The 25,009-nt window shown below is 55.3% G+C and carries 26 protein-coding genes; 15 read left to right on the top strand and 11 right to left on the bottom strand.

The genetic code is table 11. The features are described from left to right. Nucleotides 1-5: 5 nt before the first annotated feature. Entirely contained in the window at nucleotides 6-245 is a 240-nt protein-coding gene (gene rpsP / locus Q9245_RS11610) for a 30S ribosomal protein S16 (RefSeq protein ID WP_133006280.1), read from the bottom strand. A gap of 164 nt (nucleotides 246-409) precedes the next feature. Next, the gene (gene ffh, locus Q9245_RS11605) at nucleotides 410-1,798 is read right to left on the bottom strand and encodes a signal recognition particle protein (protein WP_305897341.1); all 1,389 of its coding nucleotides are present in this window, start codon (nucleotides 1,796-1,798) and stop codon (nucleotides 410-412) included. 160 nt (nucleotides 1,799-1,958) lie between these two features. Here ffh and Q9245_RS11600 point away from each other — a divergent pair, with 160 nt between their 5' ends. The 4 genes from Q9245_RS11600 to Q9245_RS11585 all read left to right on the top strand — a co-directional run bounded on the left by Q9245_RS11600 (nucleotide 1,959) and on the right by Q9245_RS11585 (nucleotide 7,259). Continuing rightward, nucleotides 1,959-2,756 (top strand): inner membrane protein YpjD, encoded by a 798-nt coding sequence (locus Q9245_RS11600; protein ID WP_305897340.1) that lies wholly within the window; start codon nucleotides 1,959-1,961, stop codon nucleotides 2,754-2,756. Nucleotides 2,757-2,844: 88 nt separating this feature from the next. Then, on the top strand, nucleotides 2,845-4,143 hold the full coding sequence (locus Q9245_RS11595; RefSeq protein WP_305897339.1) for an HlyC/CorC family transporter: 1,299 nt from the start codon (nucleotides 2,845-2,847) through the stop codon (nucleotides 4,141-4,143). Between the two features lie 158 nt (nucleotides 4,144-4,301). Next, nucleotides 4,302-6,503 carry a DUF1631 domain-containing protein gene (locus tag Q9245_RS11590; RefSeq protein ID WP_305897338.1) on the top strand — a complete coding sequence of 734 codons (2,202 nt, stop codon included), beginning with the start codon at nucleotides 4,302-4,304 and terminating at the stop codon, nucleotides 6,501-6,503. A gap of 6 nt (nucleotides 6,504-6,509) precedes the next feature. Then, entirely contained in the window at nucleotides 6,510-7,259 is a 750-nt protein-coding gene (locus Q9245_RS11585; RefSeq protein WP_305897337.1) for an energy transducer TonB, read from the top strand. 1 nt (nucleotide 7,260) lies between these two features. Here the strand turns inward: Q9245_RS11585 and grxD are convergent, their stop codons facing one another. After that, nucleotides 7,261-7,587, bottom strand: a complete 327-nt coding sequence (grxD, locus tag Q9245_RS11580) for a Grx4 family monothiol glutaredoxin (RefSeq protein WP_305897336.1) — start codon at nucleotides 7,585-7,587, stop codon at nucleotides 7,261-7,263. Nucleotides 7,588-7,797: 210 nt separating this feature from the next. On the opposite strand from grxD, the gene argF reads away from it, so the two are divergent. Both argF and Q9245_RS11570 read left to right on the top strand, forming a co-directional pair. Then, a complete protein-coding gene (argF, locus tag Q9245_RS11575) occupies nucleotides 7,798-8,712 on the top strand; it encodes an ornithine carbamoyltransferase (protein WP_305897335.1) in 915 nt (304 codons plus the stop codon). 3 nt (nucleotides 8,713-8,715) lie between these two features. Continuing rightward, nucleotides 8,716-9,789, top strand: coding sequence for an ABC transporter ATP-binding protein (locus Q9245_RS11570; protein WP_305897334.1), 1,074 nt, complete (start codon nucleotides 8,716-8,718; stop codon nucleotides 9,787-9,789). A gap of 203 nt (nucleotides 9,790-9,992) precedes the next feature. Here the strand turns inward: Q9245_RS11570 and Q9245_RS11565 are convergent, their stop codons facing one another. From Q9245_RS11565 to Q9245_RS11540, 6 genes are all read right to left on the bottom strand, one after another. Continuing rightward, a complete protein-coding gene (locus Q9245_RS11565) occupies nucleotides 9,993-11,564 on the bottom strand; it encodes an ATP-binding protein (RefSeq protein ID WP_305897333.1) in 1,572 nt (523 codons plus the stop codon). A gap of 56 nt (nucleotides 11,565-11,620) precedes the next feature. Continuing rightward, the gene (locus Q9245_RS11560) at nucleotides 11,621-12,355 is read right to left on the bottom strand and encodes a response regulator (RefSeq protein WP_305897332.1); all 735 of its coding nucleotides are present in this window, start codon (nucleotides 12,353-12,355) and stop codon (nucleotides 11,621-11,623) included. Nucleotides 12,356-12,529: 174 nt separating this feature from the next. Continuing rightward, nucleotides 12,530-13,006, bottom strand: a complete 477-nt coding sequence (locus Q9245_RS11555) for a peptidylprolyl isomerase (RefSeq protein WP_305897331.1) — start codon at nucleotides 13,004-13,006, stop codon at nucleotides 12,530-12,532. Continuing rightward, nucleotides 13,006-15,216 (bottom strand): acetyl-CoA hydrolase/transferase C-terminal domain-containing protein, encoded by a 2,211-nt coding sequence (locus Q9245_RS11550; protein ID WP_305897330.1) that lies wholly within the window; start codon nucleotides 15,214-15,216, stop codon nucleotides 13,006-13,008. Before Q9245_RS11550 ends, Q9245_RS11555 begins: the two co-directional genes overlap by 1 nt. An 83-nt stretch (nucleotides 15,217-15,299) precedes the next feature. After that, nucleotides 15,300-15,653 (bottom strand): hypothetical protein, encoded by a 354-nt coding sequence (locus Q9245_RS11545; RefSeq protein WP_305897329.1) that lies wholly within the window; start codon nucleotides 15,651-15,653, stop codon nucleotides 15,300-15,302. A 235-nt stretch (nucleotides 15,654-15,888) separates the two neighbouring features. After that, nucleotides 15,889-16,926, bottom strand: a complete 1,038-nt coding sequence (locus Q9245_RS11540) for an NADP(H)-dependent aldo-keto reductase (RefSeq protein WP_305897328.1) — start codon at nucleotides 16,924-16,926, stop codon at nucleotides 15,889-15,891. Between the two features lie 102 nt (nucleotides 16,927-17,028). Here Q9245_RS11540 and Q9245_RS11535 point away from each other — a divergent pair, with 102 nt between their 5' ends. Further along, nucleotides 17,029-18,276, top strand: coding sequence for a glycosyltransferase family 1 protein (locus tag Q9245_RS11535; protein WP_305897327.1), 1,248 nt, complete (start codon nucleotides 17,029-17,031; stop codon nucleotides 18,274-18,276). After that, complete coding sequence (locus Q9245_RS11530; protein WP_305897326.1) at nucleotides 18,242-18,799, top strand: phosphatase PAP2 family protein; 558 nt, start codon at nucleotides 18,242-18,244, stop codon at nucleotides 18,797-18,799. The genes Q9245_RS11535 and Q9245_RS11530 overlap by 35 nt, the downstream gene beginning before the upstream one ends. On the opposite strand, the gene dinB is transcribed toward Q9245_RS11530, so the two are convergent. Next, the gene (dinB, locus tag Q9245_RS11525) at nucleotides 18,800-19,864 is read right to left on the bottom strand and encodes a DNA polymerase IV (protein ID WP_305897325.1); all 1,065 of its coding nucleotides are present in this window, start codon (nucleotides 19,862-19,864) and stop codon (nucleotides 18,800-18,802) included. It lies immediately after the preceding gene. A gap of 113 nt (nucleotides 19,865-19,977) precedes the next feature. On the opposite strand from dinB, the gene Q9245_RS11520 reads away from it, so the two are divergent. The 5 genes from Q9245_RS11520 to minE are packed head-to-tail and all read left to right on the top strand — an operon-like array spanning nucleotide 19,978 to nucleotide 22,528. Further along, nucleotides 19,978-20,256 carry a DUF1244 domain-containing protein gene (locus Q9245_RS11520; RefSeq protein ID WP_305897324.1) on the top strand — a complete coding sequence of 93 codons (279 nt, stop codon included), beginning with the start codon at nucleotides 19,978-19,980 and terminating at the stop codon, nucleotides 20,254-20,256. Next, complete coding sequence (locus Q9245_RS11515; protein ID WP_305897323.1) at nucleotides 20,256-20,618, top strand: HopJ type III effector protein; 363 nt, start codon at nucleotides 20,256-20,258, stop codon at nucleotides 20,616-20,618. Before Q9245_RS11520 ends, Q9245_RS11515 begins: the two co-directional genes overlap by 1 nt. Nucleotides 20,619-20,640: 22 nt before the next feature. After that, on the top strand, nucleotides 20,641-21,399 hold the full coding sequence (minC, locus tag Q9245_RS11510; protein ID WP_305897322.1) for a septum site-determining protein MinC: 759 nt from the start codon (nucleotides 20,641-20,643) through the stop codon (nucleotides 21,397-21,399). A gap of 58 nt (nucleotides 21,400-21,457) precedes the next feature. Continuing rightward, a complete protein-coding gene (gene minD / locus Q9245_RS11505) occupies nucleotides 21,458-22,270 on the top strand; it encodes a septum site-determining protein MinD (RefSeq protein WP_305897321.1) in 813 nt (270 codons plus the stop codon). A gap of 3 nt (nucleotides 22,271-22,273) precedes the next feature. Beyond that, nucleotides 22,274-22,528 (top strand): cell division topological specificity factor MinE, encoded by a 255-nt coding sequence (minE, locus tag Q9245_RS11500; protein WP_133006302.1) that lies wholly within the window; start codon nucleotides 22,274-22,276, stop codon nucleotides 22,526-22,528. A gap of 14 nt (nucleotides 22,529-22,542) precedes the next feature. Here minE and Q9245_RS11495 read toward each other — a convergent pair whose 3' ends face one another. Then, nucleotides 22,543-23,550 carry a DUF2804 domain-containing protein gene (locus Q9245_RS11495; protein WP_305897320.1) on the bottom strand — a complete coding sequence of 336 codons (1,008 nt, stop codon included), beginning with the start codon at nucleotides 23,548-23,550 and terminating at the stop codon, nucleotides 22,543-22,545. Nucleotides 23,551-23,688: 138 nt separating this feature from the next. Here Q9245_RS11495 and Q9245_RS11490 point away from each other — a divergent pair, with 138 nt between their 5' ends. Together Q9245_RS11490 and Q9245_RS11485 are read left to right on the top strand one after the other, a co-directional pair. After that, nucleotides 23,689-24,414 (top strand): START domain-containing protein, encoded by a 726-nt coding sequence (locus Q9245_RS11490; RefSeq protein WP_305897319.1) that lies wholly within the window; start codon nucleotides 23,689-23,691, stop codon nucleotides 24,412-24,414. Between the two features lie 84 nt (nucleotides 24,415-24,498). Next, complete coding sequence (locus Q9245_RS11485; RefSeq protein ID WP_305897318.1) at nucleotides 24,499-24,990, top strand: HPP family protein; 492 nt, start codon at nucleotides 24,499-24,501, stop codon at nucleotides 24,988-24,990. Nucleotides 24,991-25,009: the final 19 nt, after the last annotated feature.

Genomic DNA, 25,009 nt, shown 5'->3' with positions numbered 1-25,009 from the left:
TGCAATTACTCTGCAGTCTTAAGCAGCTGCGCAACGCGATCGCTGGTCTGAGCGCCTTGGCCCACCCAGTAATCAACGCGCTCACGGTTTACACGCAGACGCTCTTCCTGGCCGCGGGCAACCGGGTTGAAGAAACCAACACGTTCAATGAAACGGCCGTCACGAGATTTACGGCTGTCAGTGACTGTCAGATGGTAGAACGGGCGCTTCTTAGAGCCGCCACGAGCCAAACGGATTGTTACCATTTCGACCAATATCCTGTTCTGTTGTACGAACTTTGTACGTTTCTCGCCTGACTGAACGCAGCCGACGAGAAGACCCATACTCGAAAGGGGCGCTATTCTATGCGAAAAAAGCGCCAATGAAAATAGGGAAACGCTCGGTTTCCCCATTTTATGTGTAAGGCTTTTTACATACGGCCAAACGGAGGCATTCCGCCACCGCCGCCGCCAGGTGGCATCATACCACCTAGACCGCGCATCATGTTGGCCATTCCGCCTTTCTTGCCAAACTTTTTCATCATCTTCGCCATCTGCTTATGCTGCTTGAGCAGACGGTTCACGTCTTGTATCTGGGTACCGGAGCCTGCAGCGATGCGGCGCTTCCGCGAATTATTGATAACATCCGGGTAGCGGCGCTCCTTCGGCGTCATGGAGCAAATAATGGCCTCCATCTGCCCCACCGACTTGTCATTGACCTGCTGCTGAGCCATCTGAGCCATTTGCCCCATGCCCGGCAACTTATCGAGCAGCCCACCAATGCCGCCCATATTTTTCATCTGCTGAAGCTGATCCCGGAAATCTTCCAGATCAAACCCTTTACCCTTTTTGATCTTCTTGGTCAGTTTTTCAGCTTTTTTCTTGTCCAGCTTGCGCTCAGCTTCTTCGATAAGCGACAACACATCGCCCATACCAAGAATTCGCGAAGCCACCCGCTCTGGATGGAACGGCTCGAGGGCATCGGTTTTCTCACCAACACCCAGGAACTTGATAGGCTTGCCGGTAATATGCCGAACCGACAGAGCCGCACCGCCGCGAGCATCACCGTCGGTCTTGGTCAGCACAACACCCGTCAGCGGCAAGGCATCGTTAAACGCTTTAGCAGTATTGGCCGCATCCTGACCGGTCATCGAGTCAACCACGAACAGCGTTTCGATCGGCTCTACGGCCGCGTGCAAGCGACCAATCTCGCCCATCATCTGCTCATCGATATGCAGACGACCGGCGGTATCAAGAATAACCACATCCACGTGTTTACGGCGGGCCGCATCAATTGCACCGTTCGCAATATCGACCGGATCCTGATCCGCACTACTCGGGAAGAATTCGACCCCAACTTCAGAGGCAAGGGTTTCGAGCTGCTGGATCGCCGCAGGACGATATACGTCGGCACTCACGACCATGACAGACTTTTTCTGACGCTCTTTAAGGAAGCGCGACAATTTGGCCACGGTCGTGGTTTTACCCGCACCCTGCAGACCGGCCATCATAATGACCGCAGGCGGACGCGTGGAAAGATTGAGGGATTCGTTACCCTCACCCATCACCCGCTCAAGCTCTTGCTGAACAACTTTGACGAACACCTGGCCCGGCGTCAGGCTTCGCTGCACTTCCTGGCCGATGGCACGCTTGCGCACACCCTCGACAAAGTCTTTGACTACCGGCAACGCCACATCGGCCTCGAGCAGCGCCATGCGCACTTCGCGCAGCGTATCTTTGATGTTGTCGTCGGTGAGGCGCGCCTGACCAGAGATCTTGCGCAAGCTACCGGATAGACGGTCCTGGAGATTCTCAAACATGTTGCTCTTCCGTACCCCGGAGAAATTGTTCACACAAATCAAGAAGCCAGCCCGGGCCGCTTGATTCCTGTTGCATAATCGCGACATTATACCCAGACTTGGGAGCCTCAGAACAACTCCGAGGCCGCTTTAACCCTTAGACCAGCATATAAAGGACGTCATGGGAACGCTGATTATCGCGGTTACCGCACTTTTCTTGTACAGCGTCGGAACTGCCCTGCAAGCACTCCACTTCAGGGGCAAAGTCGAAACCAGCCTTGCCATTACCACGCTCATCGGCATCCTCGCCTTGACCGGGCACGGCCTTCTCATCGCACAGACCGTTTATCTGGACGGCGGCTTCGATTTCAGTTTTTTCAAGAGCTCGGTGCTGATTTCCTGGCTGATCGTCTTCCTCCTGCTGGGGCTTAACCTGACCAAACCCGTGGGCAGCCTTTTTTTGGGCGCCTACCCGATCGCCGCCATCACCATTGTGATGGCCCTGGTTGTCCACACCGAATCCCGACTGATTTCCGAACAAAGCTACGGAATGCTTTCGCACGTAGCCCTGTCCGTCACGGCCTACAGCCTGTTCACACTCGCAGCCATTCAGGCCATTTTGCTTTATGTTCAGAACAGGCAACTCAAACACAACTATAACAGTCGCCTGATTCGCAACCTGCCCCCCTTACAAACCATGGAGTCACTGCTCTTTGAAATGGTGTGGGCGGGCGTTGTCTTGCTGGTTCTGGCCATTATCACTGGCGCGGTTTTCATTGAAGATCTGTTCGCGCAGGATTTGGCCCACAAAACCATCTTCTCCCTGCTGTCGCTATTGGTGTTTGCCAGCCTGCTTGTTGGCCGTTACACCAAAGGCTGGCGAGGGCTTACTGCAAGCCGGTGGACACTGGCCGGCTGCGCGCTCCTTATGATCGCCTTTTACGGCAGTAAATTTGTACTCGAACTCTTGTTCCGGTAAGGCCTAGTCGCCACCCGCGGCAACGCTTGACAGCGCAGGCTTCCACACCTTATTTTCGCAACTTGTCATCCATAGAAGGGCTCCCCTCTTGAACGAGACATCGCTAACCGCGCTGTTCATTCTGCTTGCCGGCTTAATCATCCTCTCCGCCTTTTTCTCAAGCTCTGAAACCGGGATGATGTCACTCAATCGGTATCGCCTCAAACACATGGCGAATACCGGCCACAAAGGCGCCAAACGCGCCCAGAGGCTATTGAACAGGACCGACCAGTTAATTGGCGTGATCCTGATCGGCAACAACTTCGTCAATATCCTCGCGTCGTCAATCGCTACTGTGATTGCCATCCGCATATGGGGCGATGCCGGCATTGCCATTGCCACCATTTTGCTGACCATTGTCATTCTGATTTTCGCAGAAGTCACACCAAAAACTCTGGCCGCCCTGTTTCCTGAAAAAATTGCGTTTCCGGCCAGCCATGTCCTGGCTCCGCTTCTCAAGCTTCTCTACCCCCTGGTATGGACGGTCAATCTTTTCACCACCGGCATTTTGCGACTTATCGGCATTTCGTCCGCACAAGCCAACGAAGATCACCTCAGCCGAGAAGAGTTACGAACGGTTGTTAATGAAGCCGGAGCCCTGATTCCCGCAAAGCACAAAGACATGCTGGTGGGCATTCTCGACCTGGAAAAAGTGACCGTCACCGACATCATGGTGCCCCGCAACGATGTCGTTGGCATCGACCTGGAAGATGATACAGACGATATCATCCGGCACCTGCGCAACAGCCAACATACACGCCTGCCGGTGTTTGAAGGTGACATCAACAACATTCAGGGCATATTACACCTGCGCAGCGTGGCCAAACTGCTGCACGAAGACGACATCACCAAAGACATGATCCAACAGCTTTGCCAGGAGCCTTACTTTATCCCGGAGAGCACCCCGCTCAACACGCAACTGCTTAACTTCCAGAGCGTTAAACGCCGGTTCGGTATGGTGGTTGACGAATACGGCGAAGTGCTCGGGCTTGCGACTCTCGAAGACATACTGGAAGAAATCGTCGGCGAATTCACCACAGACTACGCCTCGACCTCGCCGGACATTATTCCGCAGAATAACGGCACCTACATTATTGATGGCAGCACCTCGGTACGGACCATAAACAAAACACTGGACTGGAAACTCTCAACAGATGGCCCCAAGACACTCAACGGGCTTATCACCGAGCGCCTGGAAAACATCCCGGACACCAACGTATGCCTGAAAGTCGAAGGCCACCGGGTTGAAGTACTCCAGATCAAAGACAACGTCGTCAAAGCCGCAATCGTGCACCCGAGACAGGCGTCGAAGCGGCTCCGGGTGCGGCCAGCACAACAAGTCGAATAACCACGAAACCGCAAGGGCCTCACCCAGAACCTTGACCCAGATCCCAGCTTTCGGTTTATTTGTGTTCTTTGTGCAAAAAATGCGCTAAATTTACAAAAAACGATAATGTGGAAATAGCTCGGTCGTGTATCCGGTTAAGGCGTAGACAGGAGTTGGCCATGAACAAGCAGTCCGGTATACATTACCTTCGCGAGCACAGAGAGGCTGCCAGCAGTGACTCCGTGCCGTCCGAGGTGACTCGCATACGCAATACCGTTGTGGCCGGATTGGGTGATCTGCTGCAAGGGGCTTTTGATGCCGTGGACGACTCACTGTTTGAGCTCGCCAACAACGCCCGAAGCAATAACGAACAGAATCGTTACTTTGAAGCGATGCGGGAAATACGCATCAAGCGCAAAGGTGTAGAACGCCACTTTCAAGGCGCTGTCTCTCAGTTTTTCACCGCACCTCCCCATGCGGGCGCGCAACCAGACCAAGATTCGCAGACTGATGCCTCTAGCCTTACTCTGCTCGGCAATGACGATCTGGAAGAACAGGTCGCCTTGAACGCCATGATCAGCAAGGCCAAAACCCATTTCCAAGGGGCACTGCTTCAACTGCAGGCGCGTTTCACTCAGGTTTACCCTTCGGCCAATGACGACCAACCAGTCAACCCGATGGCCCCGGAGCACCTGTGCAGCGCCTTTACCGAAGCAATACAGGCACTGGACATCCAGATCCGTGAGCGCCTGATCCTTCTGAAACAGTTCGACAGATACGTGGTTTCGAATCTGGGCATGCTGCTTGATGAAGCCAACCGGATATTGATCCAGGCCGGCATCATTCCCAATTTCCGCTACCAGGGCAAAAGCCACGGATCCAAAGCAAAACCGGCCAGTGGTGATGCCCCGCAAGCCGAGACAAACGACAGCGCCGACGGGCCCGAGGTAGATCGCGAAGACAGCGCGATGTTCGAGCAAATCCGCGAGATGCTCAGCCAGCAACGGCAGAACGCGGGCACCATGCCCCGCAGCTCTGACCCGTCACTGCACGTCATCGGAGGCCGCGAACTCGCCAGCATCCTCAGCTCTATCCCCACCCACGCTGCCGAGCAGGATTTTGGTGACTTAAGCTCCGGCGAGCCGGTCATCGTTGATTTGCGCGAGCTGGTACAACAGCTGCTAGCTCAAACCCAAACGCCGGACGGCCGCAAGCCCGCGTTGAACGAAGTTGACGAAGACCTGATCAATCTGGTGTCTATGCTGTTCGAGTTCATTCTGGACGACTACAACCTGTCGGCACCGGTCCAGGTTCTGATCAGCCGGCTTCAGATCCCTATTCTGAAAGTCGTCATTAAAGACAAGAGTTTCTTCAGCAAGTCCAATCATCCTGCGCGCAAATTACTGAACTCTCTGGCCAAGGCTGGCATCGGCTGGAGCAGTAGTGACGAAAAGGCGCGAGACAAGCTGTACGGGCAAATTCATAGCGTAGTCCAGCGAATCCTGAATGAATTTGACGGTGACGTGGCACTGTTTGAAGCCCTGAACGTCGAGTTTGAACAGTTTCTCGAACGGGAGAACCGCAAGTCTAACCTGGTCGAACAAAGAACCCGCGAATCTGAGCGCGGCCGTATCAAATCACAGAAAGCGCAGGAAGCCGTCGATAAACTCCTCAAGGAAAAACTGTCCTGCTATAAACTGCCAGAAACCATTCACGAAATACTCACCAATGGCTGGAGCCGGGTGATGTTCCTTGCCTATCTCCGGGACGACTCTGAACACCGATGGCAGGAAACCGTCAAAGTCGTCGACGACCTGATCTGGTGCCTGCACCCGCATGAGGAAGACGAAGAGCGGGACCAGTGGGTACGCCTGGTACCCAGACTTCTGAGAACCCTGCGAAGCGGCCTGGAAGAAGTCTCTTACAATGCCTCCAAGCTGGACGACATGATGGCGCAACTGAAACACCAGTTGGCAGAAGCGTTTCGTACCAATGCGACGATCGAAGCGCGCAAAGATGAATCCGCCCCAGACGAGGGCGCACCGGCGCCCGAGACTCAAACCGCCATCCAGAGACAGCAGGAACTGGAAGATGCCGCGGTATCCGAGTTCGTTACCAAGATCGACCAACTGGAAATCGGAAATTGGGTCGAATTCCGCCTGGTCAATGGTGCAAGCTTCCGCTGCAAACTCTCCGCAATTATCGAAGAAGCCGATTGCTTTGTGTTTGTGAACCGCATGGGCCTCAAAGTCATTGAGAAAACCCGGGTTCAACTTGCGCACGAATTACGCCGGGGACGCCTGACCATGCTGGAGCAAGGCGCCCTAATCGACCGGGCTCTGAACGCCGTTGTGGGTAGCTTGCGCGCAAAAACCGCCTGATGCCCTATGCTGCAGTCTGATTCTGGCCCAGCCAAGTCCGTTCCGGCATCGTACCGGATCGCCTTGGCAGTCTCCTGTGCCCTTTTGGCCCACATTCTTTTACTTGCCGGACTATCGTTTCCGCGGCTGGAAGTACAAGATTTCAGCCACCGGCTGATTTTCACCCTGAGCTCCCCAAACTCTCGGCCCAGCATTCCGTCCGCGCCTGACCCTGTCTCGCACAAATCGCCCCGGCACTCGGAGTTCAGTGTTGAACCACGCCACGCGCTGAAACCTCAGCCCCCAGTTACCGCTGAATCCACCAAGATGCCCGGCACGCCCCAGCGCCAAGCCCCCCGCCAACAACCCTCCGACGCGCAAGCAAACCCTGCGGCGAGCGCTTCCGCACAATCTGCGCAGAGGCGCACGGTCAAATCCGAGAGCAAGGAGACGATTCAGAGAATCAGCCAATCAGCCGCGGAGCAAGATCCTTATTTGGTCGAACTTGCCGTGCATCTGGCGGAGGAACTGGAGAAGCTGAGCATACCGGCGATGTCGCAGCTGAATGCGGCCAGGGAGATGACACTCGAACTGAGGATATTGGCCAACGGAGCCCTGACCCGGGCGCGCGTGAAAGAAACAACAGGTATCGACAAAATTGACCAAGCAGCGTACCGGGCGGCCTTGTCGGCCAGCCCGTACCCGAAACCGGTGGGGGAGTCATCCGACCGCTTTGACGTGAAACTGGTGTTCACGCCAAAGCAACCGGAAAGGTAAATCAGGCTTCGGCCGGCTTAACCGCATCTTTAACCATCTTCTCGAGCTCGCCGTTTTCAGACATTTCGAGAACGATGTCGCAACCGCCTACCAGTTCGCCGCCGATGTACAGCTGCGGATAGGTCGGCCAGCTGGAGTACACCTTCAACGCTTCACGAAGTTCCTGGTTATCGAGGATGTTCACAAAAGCGAAACGCTCACCACACGACATCAGCGCCTGGACCGTGCGGGCAGAAAAACCACACTGAGGGGCTTGCGGCGTGCCCTTCATGTACAAAATAACCGGATTCTCTTCTAACTGGCTTTTGATGGTTTCATTAATATCCATGAACACATACCTCTGGTTGAAAACTGGGGTACCGGCTGCCGGCATATTCCGTCATTGTACACGGCTGACCAAGGCCGCACCAAACCACCCGCTTTGACCTCGAACAAGTGCTCGTGCACGAGCGTTGTTTTAACGGGAATGAAGGGCTAGACTTGATTCCCTTTTCAAAACGCAAACCTTACCGCAGTTTCCTTGAAACAGGGGCCATTCATGGCAGTAAGACATTTTCTGACACTTAACGACATGACAACCAGTGAACTGGAACAGTTGCTGGACCATGCTTCACGGCTCCGCAAGGAATGGCGTGAAGGCAAAGTCAGGGACTCCCTGAAGAACCGCGTGCTGGCCATGATTTTCGAAAAGTCATCGACTCGCACCAGAGTTTCCTTCGAAGCAGGCATGACCCAACTGGGCGGCACGGCCATGTTCCTTTCCCCCCGGGACACCCAACTCGGGCGTGGCGAACCGATTGAAGATTCTGCCATCGTGATTTCCAGCATGGTTGATGCGGTCATGATCCGTACCTTTGCGCACGACACGGTACAAACCTTTGCATCGGCTTCGAGCAAGCCCGTCATCAACGCGCTGACCGACGATTTCCATCCGTGCCAACTGCTTGCAGACATGCAAACCTACCGAGAGCACCGCGGCAGCATCCAGGGCGCGACCGTCACCTGGATCGGTGACGGCAACAACATGTGCCATTCGTACATCAATGCCGCGAAAAAGTTCGACTTTCACCTGAACGTCGCGTGTCCGGATGGTTACGAGCCGGATCAAGCCCTTGTCGACGCACATAAAGATCGGGTCACCATCTTCCGGGAGCCACAAGAAGCCGCTCGCGACTCCAATCTGCTAGTGACCGATGTCTGGGCCTCCATGGGGCAGGAAGACGAGCAAAAAGCCCGAGAGGAAGCATTCCGGAATTATCAGATCAATCCGGAACTGATGGCTCTGGCCGACAAAGACGCTTTGTTCATGCACTGCTTGCCGGCGCATCGCGGCGAGGAAATTTCCGCCGACATGATGGAACACGCAAGTTCGGTGGTTTGGCACGAAGCAGAAAACCGTCTGCACGCGCAAAAAGCACTGCTTGAATTCCTAATTCTCAACCGCCTGGACTGATCCATGCCAGAACCCAAGGTGCAGCCAAATGATTGGCTTCTAAACGTCAACAACCTGTCTGTCGGTTATGGCGGAGAAGCCGTGGTTAAGAACATCAACTTCGCCCTTAGCCACGGCGATATCGGCTGCCTTCTTGGCCCGAGTGGCTGCGGTAAGAGTACCATTCTGAGAGCACTGGCCGGGTTCCTGCCGATCAGTCAGGGTGAAATTTGCCTGCAATCCCAAGTGATTAGCCAACCCGGTCGCTCGGTGCCACCGGAAAAACGCAAAATCGGCATGGTGTTTCAGGACTACGCGCTCTTCCCTCACCTGAGCATCGCAGACAACGTTGGTTTTGGACTGAAGTCTCTGAGCAAAAGCGAGCGCCAACAAAAAGTCACTGAATTACTCAACCTGGTGCACCTGCAGGATCTCGCTAACAACTTCCCACACGAGTTATCCGGTGGGCAGCAACAGCGAGTGGCGCTGGCCCGGGCATTAGCCCCAGAACCGACACTGATCTTGCTGGACGAACCCTTCTCCAATCTGGATACCGACCTGCGTCGGCGGCTTAGCCTGGACGTACGCGAGATTCTGAAGACCCTTGGTATCAGCGCCATCTTGGTCACCCACGACCAGCAAGAAGCTTTTGCCATGTGTGACCAGGTCGCCGTTCTTCGTGACGGACGCATTCAGCAGTGGGATGTGCCCTTTAACCTGTACCACGAACCGGCAAACCGCTTTGTCGCCAGCTTTGTGGGCCAGGGCGGCTTCATCCCCGGCAAGGTGCTCGGGCCGGATGCGATCGAATCAGAATTAGGGGTCATTCACGGTAACCGTGCTTATAACTGGAAAGCCGGCACGTTGGTGGACATTCTGATTCGGCCAGACGACATCGTGTACGATGAACATTCCGACCTAAAGCCCAAAGTCGTGGAGAAAACCTTCGCCGGTACCTCGACACTTTATCGCTTTCGCTGCTCCGAAGACACCGAGTTCGAGACCTTATTCAGAAGTCATCTCGACTTCAACCTGGGCGAGCAAGTGCCTGTTCGTGTCGAGGCTGATCACCTGATCGCTTTTGAGCGAACGGCATAGAATTTACCGGCCATCCGAAATTCAGGCAAAAAAAAGGGCTGGCAAAAGCCGGCCCCAAAATGACGAATGAAACAAGGAAAGTTCGTAAGAACTACAACCTCTAAAGTCATCCCTTACGCCATCAAGTATCAAACAACTGGCGGGCAGGTTCAGTAGCGGTTCTGTAGTGGTTTGTTACATTCGGTGAGGGCGTGAGACGCACGTCACAAAACCGATGACTCAGACTTCCGCCGTGGCCACACTAGGCTGAATTTAGCGCCCCCAAGCTGCTCACTTCGGCCAACAAAAGCCTGCCCACCGTGCCAATACAAAATACGCCGTACAATCGATAACCCCAATCCGTATCCGCCGGACGTTCGGGTGCGACTGTCATCCAACCGGGCAAAGGCTGTGAACACCTTTTCCCAGTCGGACTCCGGTATACCCTGGCCGTCATCCTCAACATCTACACGGCAGTTCTCTTCGTCCAGATGGCACACCACCATGACCTTCCCTTGGGCGTAGCGCGCCGCATTACCGACCAGATTCTGAACAGCGCGATGGATGTAGCGCGGCTCAACGTCGGACTGGGACCAACGACCCTCACCGTCGTCAATACGACATTCAATGTCTACGCCTTCCCGGATAATTCGCTGCTCAGCCACCACCTGCTCCACGATCTCCGTCACGGAGTCATCGCGCAAGGTAAACACCGGCCCGCCCTGTTCTAGCCGGGCGTAGGTGAGTATTTCATCAATCAACTCATCCAGTTCTTGAATATCACCGTCAATCCCCGTCATCTGCTTTTGCAGTGCTTCCGGTGAACTGGCAGATTCAATCATCTGAACACCAAACCGAATCCTGGCCACCGGAGTTCTAAGTTCGTGCGAGACTGCATGGATCATCTCCCGCTGCACTTGCACCAGCCGCTGGATGTGCTCTGCCATACCGTTAAACGCCAAGCCCAACCGCGACACCACCGTGCCATCCCGTGATTCTACCCGCGCGCCCATCTCGCCACGGGCAATTCGGAGCGCCACCGATTCAACTTTCCGTAGATGCCTGTCCACGAAGCGGAGCGCCAAGAACAACCCTAACGCCAACACGCCGCCAACGACCAGCACCAGCAGCGCAACAATAGGCCACCCCCATGGATTGAAAGCCTCAGGCATTTCGACCGCAATCAGATCGCCTTCCGACAAGCGCACCACACCGGAAAGGCCACCATCATCCGTTCTCAACAGAGCTAACCCCGAGGAACTCAACCGATCAAGCACGGTCTGCGCGGGCAAATCAGCTTGATGTTGTAGCGGGCTGATCTGTACGCCTAACGTTTGCGCCAGACGGCGGGAAGTTTCTGCTCGAGCCTCTATAGCGACCGCATCCAGGTGCCAGCGCACCATCAACGCTGTCGCACGAGCAAGGTCTCGATAGGGCTGCTCCAGATTCAAACTGAGCAACCGGTCCGACGCCGCAGCCACGTAAAACACGAAACCTTCACCGGAGGGCTCCGCCACCACCTGACCGTAGCTCAGCCGCTCACGGACAACCGGCGATATTTTAAATTCACGGGGAGCACCCACTTTCATGCCAAATAAGGCGGGCATCCAATGGTATTGCTCGGAGGGATCCGGGATCTCGGCCAGCCATTCCATCAGCGGCTGCATTGAGCGCTCGTGCCAGGCTTGGGCACGCACATCGTTCAGGCCATTAAACAGAAGGACACACACCAACACCACAGCCGCGGCGACAGCGACAACCTGGGCGTATGCTTTGAGGAAGAATTTCAGCGACATGGGGCGCAACCCGGTTATTGGCGCGACGCTTAACAAGCACCACGCCAAAAGGACGGTCAGGCTTCTTTCACGAAGAGGTAACCTTTGCTCCGAACCGTTTTGATACGTCTCGGATGAATGGGATCATCACCAATCTTGGGACGGATGCGCGAAACCCGCACATCAATCGAGCGGTCCTGGCCGTCGTACTCAATACCTCGGAGCGCCGTAAAAATCTCTTCCCGGCTCAGAACCCGGCCGGCATTGCTGGCAAGCAGCCACAGCAGATCAAACTCTGCACTGGTCAGATCAATACTGTCCTCGTTCAACCAGGCTTCGCGCATTGAACGGTCAACAATCAGATCATTAAACTGCAGCCTGACCGGCTCTTCCTCACTGGTTTCAGAGCCCGTTGCGGGTGCGCTTTCGGCACGGCGCAACATGGCCCGAATCCTCGCCAGTAGCACACGAGGTTGAACCGGCTTGCCTATGTAGTCATCCGCGCCCATTTCCAGACCCAAGACCTGATCCAGATCGTCGGTTCTTGCGGTCAGCATTATGATCGGTCCGGAGTAGTCGGGGCGAACGCGCCGACAAATCGACAAGCCGTCTTCACCGGGCAACATGAGATCGAGCACCACCAGATCGGGTTGCTCTTTGCGAATCCGCTCAACGGCAGCGCCACCGTGATTTTCCAAAGATACGGCCAGGCCATTACTCTCCAGATACTCGCGGGTAAGTTCCGCCAGCCGTTCATCATCTTCTACAATCAGGATTCGCCAACTCTCGTTTGTATGTTCCACGCCGTCCATCTCTGATTATTATCTTTGATTTTAAGGTTATACACACAACAATACAGGCAACCACCGGTTACAGCAATTATACACCGCGGCCACAACCACACACGCCACAACAAAACCTTACATTCTGTGACAAAGGTCCAATTCTGACACATCACAGGCGCGCCAAGGTTCATACAGCCAACGCTAGAACAAAGGGCGCCCTTGTGTGATCTCATCGTCAGTGGCTTCGCGGCGACCGACAATCTCTAAATCAAAATATAGCGTAAATCCTGCCAAAGGGTGGTTGGCGTCCACTTTTACCAGGTTGCCATCAATACTGACCACCTGAACGATCTGCGCCTGATCGCCCGAATTGGTCTGGAACTTCATCCCGACGTCCAGCTTTTCGACACCCTCGAACAACGATCGCGGCACGGTACGCACCAGATCTTCGCGATGCTCTCCGTACGCCATTTCGGGCGGCACGGTGACTTCCAGACAATCGCCGGGCGAGCGGTCTTTCACCGCGGCCTGTATTCCCTCGATCACGTCCGGGCTGCCCATTAAAAAGTGCAGCGGCTCGCTGCCTTCAGAGGTATCCACCAGCTCGCCAATTCGATTCTTCAGGATGTAATGAACAGTGTAAACTTCCGGTCTGGTTTGCTGCGAATCTGCTTGCATTAGCTTTTCACGCTTCCTTTTTGGGTCGGAGATTCAAGTTGCTGGAGGCCATGTATGACCAGTTTCCGGTCAAGCTTTTCCCGAAAACTACCTGGGTTCGATAATCCCATACGTTCGATCATCGCTCGATAACGACCATCGTCGTTCACGCGCAGGGCCTGCCAAAGGGTCGAGAGTTTACCACGGGGCGTTGCTGTTGAGGCCTTAAGCGACTTAAGGGCTTTCCCCAACCTAAGCTCCTCATCGGTAAAGTCCCGGCCAAACGGGAAGGCCGGGAACCAGTCCTCGTCTCCCGCCGCGGCCAGAGTCTCGCGAACCTGCTGCGGGGTGTTGTTTGTCCAATCCTTTGGCAGCTCGAAATCCGACCGTACTTTTCCGGCTTTTTTTGCCTTTTTGAGCAACGAATCCTGAAAACGGGAATCGGCGATGCGAATCAAGCCCAGAAACACATCTTCATCCGACTTGCCCCGGAGATCCGCTATCCCGTATTCCGTGATCACGATGTCCCGAAGATGGCGGGGAATGGTGCAATGGGGATAACTGAACACAATATTGGACACCGCCTCCCCGCCCGATGTGCGAGAAGCCCGCAATGCGATAATCGAACGGGCACCGGGCAACTCGTGAGCCATGGCAACAAAATTATACTGACCTCCGACGCCACTGACGACGCGGCCATCGGCCAGCCCATCCGACACCGCCGCGCCATTCAAGGTGTACATCATCGTGGTATTGATGAACCGGCCGTGCAGACGTTGAGCCATTTTCGTTTTCTGATCGCCGTACGCGTGATCGTACAAATGGTTGATGAAATTCACGCTGGTCATGCAGATTTTTTCACGCTGTTGTTCCGGCAAGTTTCTCAGCTCTTGATAGAACTTTTCCGGCCCCACATAGAACCCACCGTGCATCACCACACCACCGGTAAGTTTCTCGCCCAGCCCGGTCGCCTGCAACCGGTCTCGGGTTTCCGGGTCGTCCAGATTTGCATCAACCGACACGCCGGCATCCAGTCGCAGGCGACCGCCCTTGAGCTCAACCGAGTTCCTGAAAATACCGTGGTCGATCAACCACTGCAGATCCCGGTTCCGTAAGGGCGAATCAATCAGCCCTTCGGTGCGCAGCACATCCAGTGTTTCAAGAGAAGGTTGCTCCGACACCTTACCTTCATTGATCAAACGCTGAAGGCCTTCATGCTCGAAGACTTCACGCTTTAAAATGCCTTCCTGAAGCAGATACAGAAAACCATCCACCATCATCTCACTGCAACCGTACAGCCCGATATCAAAGGGCTCAGTACCGCCGTAGTCACGTACAACCGGGAATCGCTCATCCACACGGGCCTGCTGATAAACAGACTGCCAAACCTCATTATGCTTGTGGCGGACGATGGCACTGTGAACCAATGCCACACCCAACGAACCAATCCCCACCTGCAGGGTGCCGCCGTCCTTGAGCAGGCTGCTGGCGTAAAACCCGATCATGTGATCGGCGGGGCTAACCGCCATCTGCGGCGCGGAAAACAAGGGATAGTCGGTTGCCGGGGCAGAAAGAATGACATCGAACTCGTTGTCCTCCACCACCGAGTGGCGGCCGAACCAAGGCAATTGCGGGTTTTGCTCGGCCACCATTGCAACCGGGGTGCCGTCAGCCTCACGCTGTCGTAACAAAGGCAAAATATCGAGGGAAAGATCCGGATTGCAGCTGAAACTCATCTTGCCGGGCTGCCCATGCAGCGCTCCCGGCGCCATCAACTGCCCGACCACATTGACGCCCTGAGCCATCAGATCCCGAACGGCATGCGTGTAATTGGTGCAGATATAATTTCGTTGCTGGCCGGGAATCTTGAGGTAACTGCCCGCTTTAAAGAAGAATTCCGAAACCTTTACGTTATCGGGAAGCTGGTTATTTACCACATCCCGCGCGTAAACCAGCTCCGGAACTGAACCGTAAAGACGCTTGACGAACGGCTCCATAAATCGCCGCTCCAGAGACGAGCTACCCTTGGGAGCCAGCAACGAGAGCGCGGTTACGATGTGCAGGCGAATTTCGGGGTCTTCTTTCGCTCTTTGGTACAAGGCATTGGCAAAGCGTATCGGCTTGCCCAGCCCCAATGGCAAACCCAGCGTGATGTCTTTTCCAACCCGCGCTATAACCTGATCAACGCAGGCATCTGCATCATTCAGATAGACTGTATTCTGCCCTGTCATCGCAACCCTCATCATTCAGGAATGAGTCTTGGCTTTGATCATCACACGCTAGCATGCGTCTGACAATGAGACAGGAGAGTGATTCAGAACATCCAGCGCAGGTTAAGGCACGCGCCTTCATTCAGCAGAGCAATGCCGTGATCCGGCCGGGCAGGGTCAGAGGCGTAGGTTTTACGGGAGGAATTGTCACGGTTGAAGCTCCAGCTCAACAGCCTTGAACCAATGGCAGCCAAGGCATCGTCGTGATCGTCCTGCTCATCACCGGACATCCACTCCTGGAGCTCATAAATGTCTTCTACAGACATGGATTCTTCCCGTTCCGCCAGCATACGGTCAAAGAGCAGCGGCTCAGACCGGGGCGGCTCTGCGGCTTCAGCGCGCGCCACGAAGGCTGCGCAATTCAAAGCCAACAGTACAAGGAAGATGCGGATGATCATGACAAAAGCGTGCCTCAGAACTTCAAAATACGTGCAACTGTCTATGCACTAAAGTCTAACTATTCTACTTGATAATAGTGTGAAATTGCACACAAATGCGCCAACGCTCCGCCCCGATTTGGTCATTTTTTTGTCAATAAATGGACGATTTGTTTTGCGGTTTGTAACTTCCCCGGCCTCTCATAAATCGAAGCCGGGCAGCCAAATGACCTTAACCAACTGACGTTATTGTTTTTTAGGGGCAAGGATAAGTAAATTCGCTATGTATCTCTTCAATTGCCGAGACAATGTCGGCACTCAGGTTGATTTCGACCGACCCGACATTTTCTTTCAGTTGTTCCATTGTCGTCGCGCCGATGATGTTACTGGTGACAAAATCACGGCTGTTCACCCAGGCCAACGCCAATTGTGCGGGAGTCAGCCCGTGCTGTTGCGCCAATTCTGCGTAGGCGCGGGTCGCATCAGCCGCGTGCTCGCCGGTATACCGGGAAAAACGGTCATACAGGGTTAATCGCGCCTTCTCCGGCCACTTGCCGCCGAGGTATTTCCCGGTAAGCATGCCAAATGCCAGAGGTGAATACGCCAACAGCCCTGTGGCTTCACGATGCGCAAATTCGGCAAGCCCCGCTTCGAACGACCGGTTCAACAAGCTGTATGGGTTCTGAATCGACACCGCACGCGGCCAATCGTTCTCGCGAGCGTAGCGCAGGTACTCCATCACCCCCCAAGGGGTCTCATTCGACAGCCCCACATGACGAACCTTTCCCTCTTGCACCAACTCATTCAGCGCCCCGAGCGTTTCTTCAATGGGTGTCATCACTTCATTCGGGTCGTGCTGGTACCCGAGCTTGCCAAAAAAATTGGCGTTACGGTCGGGCCAATGCACCTGGTACAGGTCTATGTAATCGGTCTGCAACCTTTGCAGGCTGCCCTCACAGGCCTCGCGGATTTGCCCCCGGGTCATGCGTGGGCCACCGCGCATGTAACCAAGACTGGGGCCCGGGCCGACCACCTTGGAGGCGATCACCAGGTCATCACGACGTCCTCTTCGGGCAAGCCAGTTACCCAGATACTGCTCAGTCAGCCCTTGCGTCTCGGCCTTCGGAGGCACCGGATACATTTCAGCCGTATCGATAAAGTTGATGCCGGCGCTTACCGCATAATCAAGCTGTTCAAATGCTTCCTGCTCCGTATTCTGCTCGCCCCACGTCATGGTGCCCAGGCAAATCAGACTGACATCAATGTCAGTATTCCCAAGTTTTCGCATTCGCATAAAAGGCTCCTTAGCGGCTTTCAAAAAAAGGGTGAAACAAGCGTAAAAGGAATGTCACGAGGTTGTCGCAGAGTTGTCATGGCCTGCTTGCATAGTGACCACATGATAAACACACTTGCGGGATGCACCGTGACCGACACCAAGCGACCAGACCGGCACAGGCGACACATTACCATTGTTTCCGAAACCTTTCCGCCGGAAATAAATGGCGTGGCCAACACGCTTCGCTACCTTTGTCAGGGGCTGATGAACCGTGGGCACCACGTCACTGTGGTTCGGCCACGACAATCCCGAGAGTCGCGGAGACCTGACCCTAACACCCGCAGTCCGCTGTTTGAACACGAACTGGTGGTGGGCGGTCTGCCGATCCCCAATTACACCGAGTTTCGCTTCGGCATCACTCGCCCCAAGACGCTTGCAACTCTGTGGCAAAACCATCGCCCCAGCTGCGTCTATGTTGCCACTCAAGGCCCGCTTGGTTTGGCCGCAGTCGCAGCGGCGAAACAGCTCGATATTCCGGTACTTTCCGGCTTCCACACCAACTTCCACAGCTACTCCCGATATTATCGGTTAGGCGCACTCGAACGCTTGCTGAGCGCCTACGGCCGATGGTTTCATAACCGAACCCAACGGACCCTCGTTCCCACCCGCAGAACCATAGCAACCGCTCAAGGCATGGGGATCGGCAATACCGCGCTCTGGAGCCGAGGGGTCGATTGCGAGCGTTTCTCACCCAAAAAACGCAGCAAATCCTTGCGCCAGCAATGGGGCCTGAACGAAGACGATCGTGCGGTCCTGTATGTCGGGCGCCTGGCTCCGGAAAAGAACCTTCCCTTAGCGGTGGTTTGTTTTGAGCGAATACGAAAACTGTACCCCACGGCCCGATTCATTCTGGTGGGCGATGGCCCTATGAAAGCTCATTTGGAAGAACGGCATCCAGAGTTCATCTTTTGCGGTATGCAACAGGGGGATGATCTGGCCGAACACTACGCCTCCGGTGACCTGTTCCTGTTTCCGAGCAAAACCGACACGTTCGGCAACGTGGTGCTGGAGGCAATGGCCAGCGGCCTGGGTGTTATCGCGTTTAACGACGCAGCCGCATCGGAGCATATACGCCACAACGACAACGGCATGAAGGCTCCGTTGCACAACGACGACAATTTCGTCCAGCACGCTCTGAAGCTGGCCGATCAACCCTCCCTACTACGGAGAGTCCGCAGCAAGGCTCGTCTCGATGCGCTCGATCTCAGCTGGAACCAGCAAATAGATGTATTCGAACGCTTGGCGTTTAACTCTTACACACAGGTCTCAAGCCATGCCGACAACAAGCAAAGCTTCCCGGTTCTTTGAGCGGGCGGACCAACTCGAGTTCGCTCTGTGCCAATCCATCAACCGCGCCATACGATTCCGGCCCATCAAAAGCTACTTCCGCCTGGTGAGCTGGCTGGGTGACGGCTGGCTTTGGTACGCTCTGATCCTTGCGATCCCCTTTATCGCGCCCGCTCACGGCCAACACATGGCCATCTTAATGGCCCTGACCGGCCTGACCTGCACCCTGACCTACAAGGCACTGAAGCATTGGCTGATCCGGGAGCGACCTTTCATTTCATTTCCGGCCATCAGCTGTGCCACGCCGCCACTGGATCGTTACAGCTTTCCCTCCGGGCACACGATGCACGCGGCCTGCTTTCAGGCGATGCTGTTTGCCATGCTACCGGCTCTGGCTTGGGCGACACTGCCGTTTACGCTTTCGGTGGCCGCGTCCAGAGTGGTTCTTGGTTTGCACTACCCGAGCGATGTGGCCGCAGGCGCAGTGATTGGCGGGCTAATGGGGTGGGCATCGGTGCAACTGTTCGTCGATCTGGTCGTCTGATCAATCAAACAACCGCAGCTGGGTGACCGGGGCTTCGTCGTTGCGAAAACGTACGCCCACCCCCATCAGGCGGACCGGCCGATCTTCACGCGTGACAAGCTCATCCAGCAACGGCTGGTAGTCCGCTGCTTCGGGTTCGGTGATCTGCTCCCGCACCCGTTCCAGAGTGTGGGTAGAAAAATCACTGTAACGAATTTTGACGAACAACTTATGAATGGGCTTGTCGCGGCTCTTACGGGCCAGGCGCAGATTCAGATCTGCCACCAATGACGGCAGCACCGATTCACACGCCGCTTTACCGGCCAGATCCTGCGAGAAGGTGCGCTCCACGCTGACCGACTTGGCAACCCGGGATACCACCACCGGCCGCTCATCCCGACCATGGGCCATTTCAAACAAGCGATACCCTTGCTTACCGAGCTTGTCGATTAAGACCTCGGCACCGAGGGCTTGCATATCACCACAGGTGGTTACCCCCAGAGCGTGAAGCTTGCCAGCGGTCACCTGACCAACTCCGGACAGCTTTTCGACCGGCAACCCGTGAACGAAGGCTGCCACTTCATCCGGTGTGATCACAAACAAACCATCGGGCTTGCGCCAATCACTGGCAATTTTGGCAAGAAACTTATTGGGCGCCACGCCTGCGGAAATGGTGATGCCCGTCTCACGCTGCACACGCTCTCGCAGGTGCCTCGCCATCAGCGTGGCACTGCCTTTATGGTCGGTAATTTCAGACACATCCAGAAAAGCTTCATCCAACGACAGCGGCTCCACCAGATCGGTCATGTCCCGCAATATGCCCATCACCTGCTGGGACACCGCCCGATACTTACTCATATTCGTCGGCACCGTCACCAGGCCCGGGCACAAGCGCCGAGCCTCACTGCCGGGCATGGCCGAGCGCACACCAAAAGCCCGCGCTTTATAATTACAGGTGGTCACCACGCCACGACCGCCATCACCGCCAACCGCCAACGGGACGTCCCTCAAAGTCGGATCGTCCCGCATCTCAACCGCGGCGTAAAAACAATCGCAATCTACGTGAATGATCTTGCGCTGGGGCATATTCCTGGGCTCAGGTTAAAAATCTGTACGTTTATACAGCCTTGTATCTTACGGTAACATGCTGAGAATGTCAGGAATCCCAAATCCACTCCGGCAAGCTACTACGAGGCACCATGAGCAATCCTATTCCCGAGTCCGAGCGCACTGAAATCGAAGCCGCCGCTTTCAGACGGCTGGTTGATCACTTGCGTCAAAACACCGATGTCCAGAACATCGACCTGATGAATCTGGCCGGCTTCTGCCGCAATTGCCTGTCGAAATGGTATCGGGCCGAAGCCGAGGAACGCGGCTTCGAGCTATCCGACCCGGCAGCCCGTGAAGAAATCTACGGCATGCCCTACGAGCAGTGGAAAGAAAAATACCAGACCGGCCCCAAGCAGGATCACAAATAATGAACATCACCGAAGCCGTCCGCATTCATCTGGCCTCGCTCCAAGGCGGCCACGCCGATTTCGACGATACCCTCGCTCTGATCGACCAGCACTTCGAGTTCCAGCCCAGCGGTTTTGATAACGGCCCGCTCCGCAACGAAGCGGGCGAGAACAACGGTTCTTGCCGGGTATTCGCTCTTGGCCAGTACTGCAATCTGAACGAGAACGACACGCTCGCCCTGTTCGCGCAGCATTACCAACAGGTTCTGGGCGACCCGACAGGCTCAAGCCATGGTAATATCCGGCAATTCATCAGCACCGGATGGTCCGGCATTCGTTTTGACAGCCAACCGCTGCGGGCCCGAGCCGAATCCACCCAGTAACCCACCAGGGAAACGAGCATTCATGAGCGATACTGCTAACCCCGAAGTAAAACAGAGCTTCCAACTTAAAAGCGCGAACATTTCGCTGACCGCGCTGGAACTTTATTACTTCGACGAACATGAATTCGAAGCGAACCTGCGGGACAAAATCAGCCAAGCTCCCGGCTTTTTCAAAGACATCCCTCTGGTGATCAGCCTCGACAAGTACGAAGGTCTGGACGGCGAGATCGATTTCTTCAAGATCATCGGCACCTGTCGCCGTCACAACATTCAGGTGATTGGAGTGCGCGCCGCCAACGAGAACCAGCGGCGGCTCGCCAAGGGCGCCTCGCTGGCTGTGATGCCAGGCGGTTCGGTTCGTGAAAAGGCAGCCGCACCCGAGCCCGTCCCTGCAGCAGCTGAACCGGTTGCTGAAGCCCCGGCAGCAACGCTTGCACCCGAGCCAGCCCCCACGAAAATTGTGACCCAAACCGTCCGCTCCGGACAGCAGATACATGCTCCGGAAGGTGATTTGATTATCCTTGCCCCGGTCCAGGCCGGTGCGGAAGTTCTGGCGGCAGGTAATATCCACGTTTACGGGGCATTGCGGGGCCGGGCCCTGGCCGGCATTCACGGGGCAGAGTCTGCGCGAATTTTTTGCCAGTCTTTAGAAGCAGAGCTTGTGTCTGTTGCCGGACACTATAAAATTCCGGAAGATCTTCAAAATAATGGCTGGAAAAGCGCTGTGCAAATCCAGCTCAAGGATGACGTGCTGGTGGTATCGCCACTGGAGAAAGGCTAGTAGTGCAATAACAAACGTTGAAGACATGACGAATCCACCGCGAAACAGGAATTGAATCTTGGCTAGAATCATTGTCGTTACCTCAGGAAAAGGCGGCGTTGGCAAAACCACCACCAGCGCTTCAATCAGCACCGGGCTTGCCAAACGGGGCTTTAAAACAGTCGTGATCGACTTCGACGTAGGTCTGCGTAACCTGGACCTGATCATGAACTGCGAACGCCGGGTTGTGTACGATTTTGTCAATGTCATCCAGGGCGAAGCCACACTGAATCAGGCCCTGATTAAAGACAAGCGGGTCGAGACGCTGTACATCCTTCCGGCTTCTCAAACCCGGGAAAAAGAAGCGCTCACGAAAGAAGGCGTTGAAAAAGTTATCAACGAACTTTCCGAAACCTTCGATTACATCATTTGCGACTCCCCGGCCGGTATCGAGCACGGCGCACTCATGGCGCTGTACTACGCCGATGAAGCCGTTGTGGTCACCAACCCGGAAGTGTCTTCGGTACGGGACTCCGACCGCATTCTGGGCATCATGCAGAGCAAGTCCCGCCGAGCCGAAATGGGTCAAGACCCACTCAAAGAGCACCTGCTGCTGACCCGGTACAACCCTGACCGCGTCGAGCGCGGCGAAATGCTGTCTGTGCAAGACGTTGAAGAAATTCTGGCCATCCCGCTGCTCGGCGTCATCCCGGAAAGCCAGATCGTTTTGAACGCCTCTAACCAGGGCCTGCCGGTCATTCTCGAAGAAGACAGTGATGCCGGGCAAGCCTACGACGATGCCGTAGCACGACTTCTGGGCGAGGAGCGCGAACACCGCTTCATGACCGCACAGAAGAAAGGTTTCTTCTCACGGATGTTCAAGGGGGGCTAAGGGATGAGTTTCCTGGATTATTTCAGAAACAGTAAAAGTAAAAACTCGGCCAACGTGGCCAAAGAGCGTTTGCAGATCATCGTAGCCCACGAACGCGGCCAACGGGGGCAGCCAGACTACCTGCCCCAGATGCAGCAAGAGCTGCTCGCGGTTATTCGTAAATACGTGCAAATCAGTGATGACATGGTGCAGGTCGAAGTAGACCGAAACGACAGCTGCTCGGTCCTGGAACTGAACGTCACCCTGCCGGAGCAATAACACCTGCGCCCGCCTTACCAGCGGGCGAAGTGGTCCTCCATCAATCCCCGTAGTCCCGCTACGGGGATTTTTTTGCCCGACGCATCTTCCACTGTGCCCTCGAACGTCCCGACAAACTGGCGAAAGTTCGACGCCAATATGCCGGCGTTCAGCTTTTCTTTACGCACACCAGAGGGCACAAACGATAAATCTACTTTGCCGTCTTCGGTGGATACACGCCAACTGGCATCCTGTTGATAACGGTCAAACTCGAATTGTGCTGCTCCCAGCACGAAACGCTGGCCGTTCAACCAAAGCGCATTCTCTGTCATACCCGTTTCGTTCACACCCGCCGCCAGATTCAGACCGACAGCCACGCCCTCACTCGTCTGGCCCGCCAGGCAGGCCCAATTCCAGGCGGTTTCCCGGCGCATGAAACCACAGCTCCAGTCGATAGAGCCCCGGCTTTGCTCATCCGTTCGCCAGATGTTCTGCCCCCATCGCACCTCACCCTCTACCGGCAAGCCAGCGGACTTCCGTGTAAACACCCACCCGGTATATCCCGCCGGGCACACCAACCGATGAGGGTCGTTGTCGTCCGTCAATTCCAGATCAACCTCGATGTTGCCCGGTGCGCTCACCCGCACATTCCGGCCGCCTACCGTCGGCTTGATCGACAAAGACACGTCGCCCTTTCTGAAACGGGCACTGCCCCGCTCCGGATAAGGTTCAATCTCGGTATGCCGGGCGAAAGGCTGGAGGAACGATTGCTCATACATCTGACCGGATTCAAAATCGAACAGATAGAAAAAACCGGATCCGACCAACTTCAAATCGACGATGGCCATTCCGAATACCCAGCCCGGCGCCATCGCACTGACAAACTGAAACTGATTAAAGCGCCACTGCCGCGCCAGGCGGGAGCGCGGCTTGTCCATCACCGTGCGCAAATCGTAGTCCTTGTAATTTATGACATCCACAGGTTCGGACATCAGTCCCGGGGCAATCCGCCCTTTCGGGTCAATCAGTTTTTTCTGGGTCATAGTTTCCGTCAAATCAGGCCAATTCGAGGTTGGGCGGCATCAGGAGGCTACCTGGTTCACAAACTCCCATTACGGCAGCAAACGGCGGTAAAACAGCGTGGTAGACTTTTCCTAACCATTAACCGCAAAGTGTAGCTTATGACCAACACCCATGTCCGTGGCATTATGGGCATCCTCTTCGGTTTCTTTGCCCTGATGCTTACCGGTGCAGTCTCTGCTGACGACCATCCTGTGTTGCCCGCAGAAAACGCGGAACAATGGGCGCTGCAAAAGCAAGCAGACAACATTCGCATCTACACCATGGACCAGCCCGGTTCGGGGTTTCGCGCGTTCAAAGCGGTTGCCCACCTCGACGTACCCATCAACAACCTGATGGCCGTCATGATCAACCCCGAATCCTGCAAAGAATGGGTGCACAACTGCATCGAGTCTTTTGCCTTCGGTAACGGCAATTTCCATGATCGCTACGCCTACTCCGTCAACGACATGCCCTGGCCGGTATCCGACCGGGACTACGTGCTGCGCATTCGAACCCGGGGCAACGCCGAGACAGGCGAAATCATCATGGACCTGAATGCCACGCCGGGCATGCGGGCCGAAACAAACAGCCGCGTGCGTGTGGATGTCTCCAACACACTCTACCGGTTCAAACCCACCGATCAGGGCACGAACATGGTGTGGGTGCAGCACACCGAGCCTAACGGCGCCCTGCCGGAATGGCTGGTCAATCAGTTGGTTATTGATATTCCCGTAAAATCACTGAAGGCGCTTGAAGCCGTAGCCCGCAAAGAGCGGTATCAGGGCTACCGAATCCAGTGGGCCAACGATGGCAACATCGAGGCCGTGGTTCCTGACACTCCCTAAGCACTTGATCAAACGGGGGTGACGACAGACCAAGGAACGGCTAAGCTGCATCTGAAACACTGCGATTGGAAGAGCTAAGATCTGATGCCTATTCTCGCCCACGAGATCATGACCCCCACCATCAAAGCGGTCCCTCAGAACTGGACGATGGATCGCCTGGCGCGGTTTCTTACCGACAATGAAATCACCGGCAGCCCTGTCACCGACGACAACGGCGAAATTATTGGAATCGCCACCCTCAAAGACATCACCGAGTTTCGCTGGAACGCGTCTCGTTCGGAAGATCAGCCCAAGCTGACCGAAGAGGAACAAGACGAAGCGCGGCGCCTGCGCATGGTGATCTTCGAGGAAATGGGCAAAGTACCGGTAGAAGTCAGAGACATCATGACCCCCCTGGTATTCTCGGTCGATGAAAACACCCCGGTCCGGGATATTGCCAATGTCATGATGGGCGAACACCTGCACCGTATTTTTGTCACCAGAGATTCAAAAATCACTGGCATCATTACGACTTACGACATGCTCAAATTAATTTCAGACAAAGAGCTGTCCCAGCGCTGCGCCGAGTGCGACTGACACAACACAGAGGTAACGC

The organism is Marinobacter sp. MDS2 (genome assembly GCF_030718085.1).
Lineage (GTDB): Bacteria > Pseudomonadota > Gammaproteobacteria > Pseudomonadales > Oleiphilaceae > Marinobacter.
This window is presented reverse-complemented; position numbering and strand designations above follow the sequence as displayed.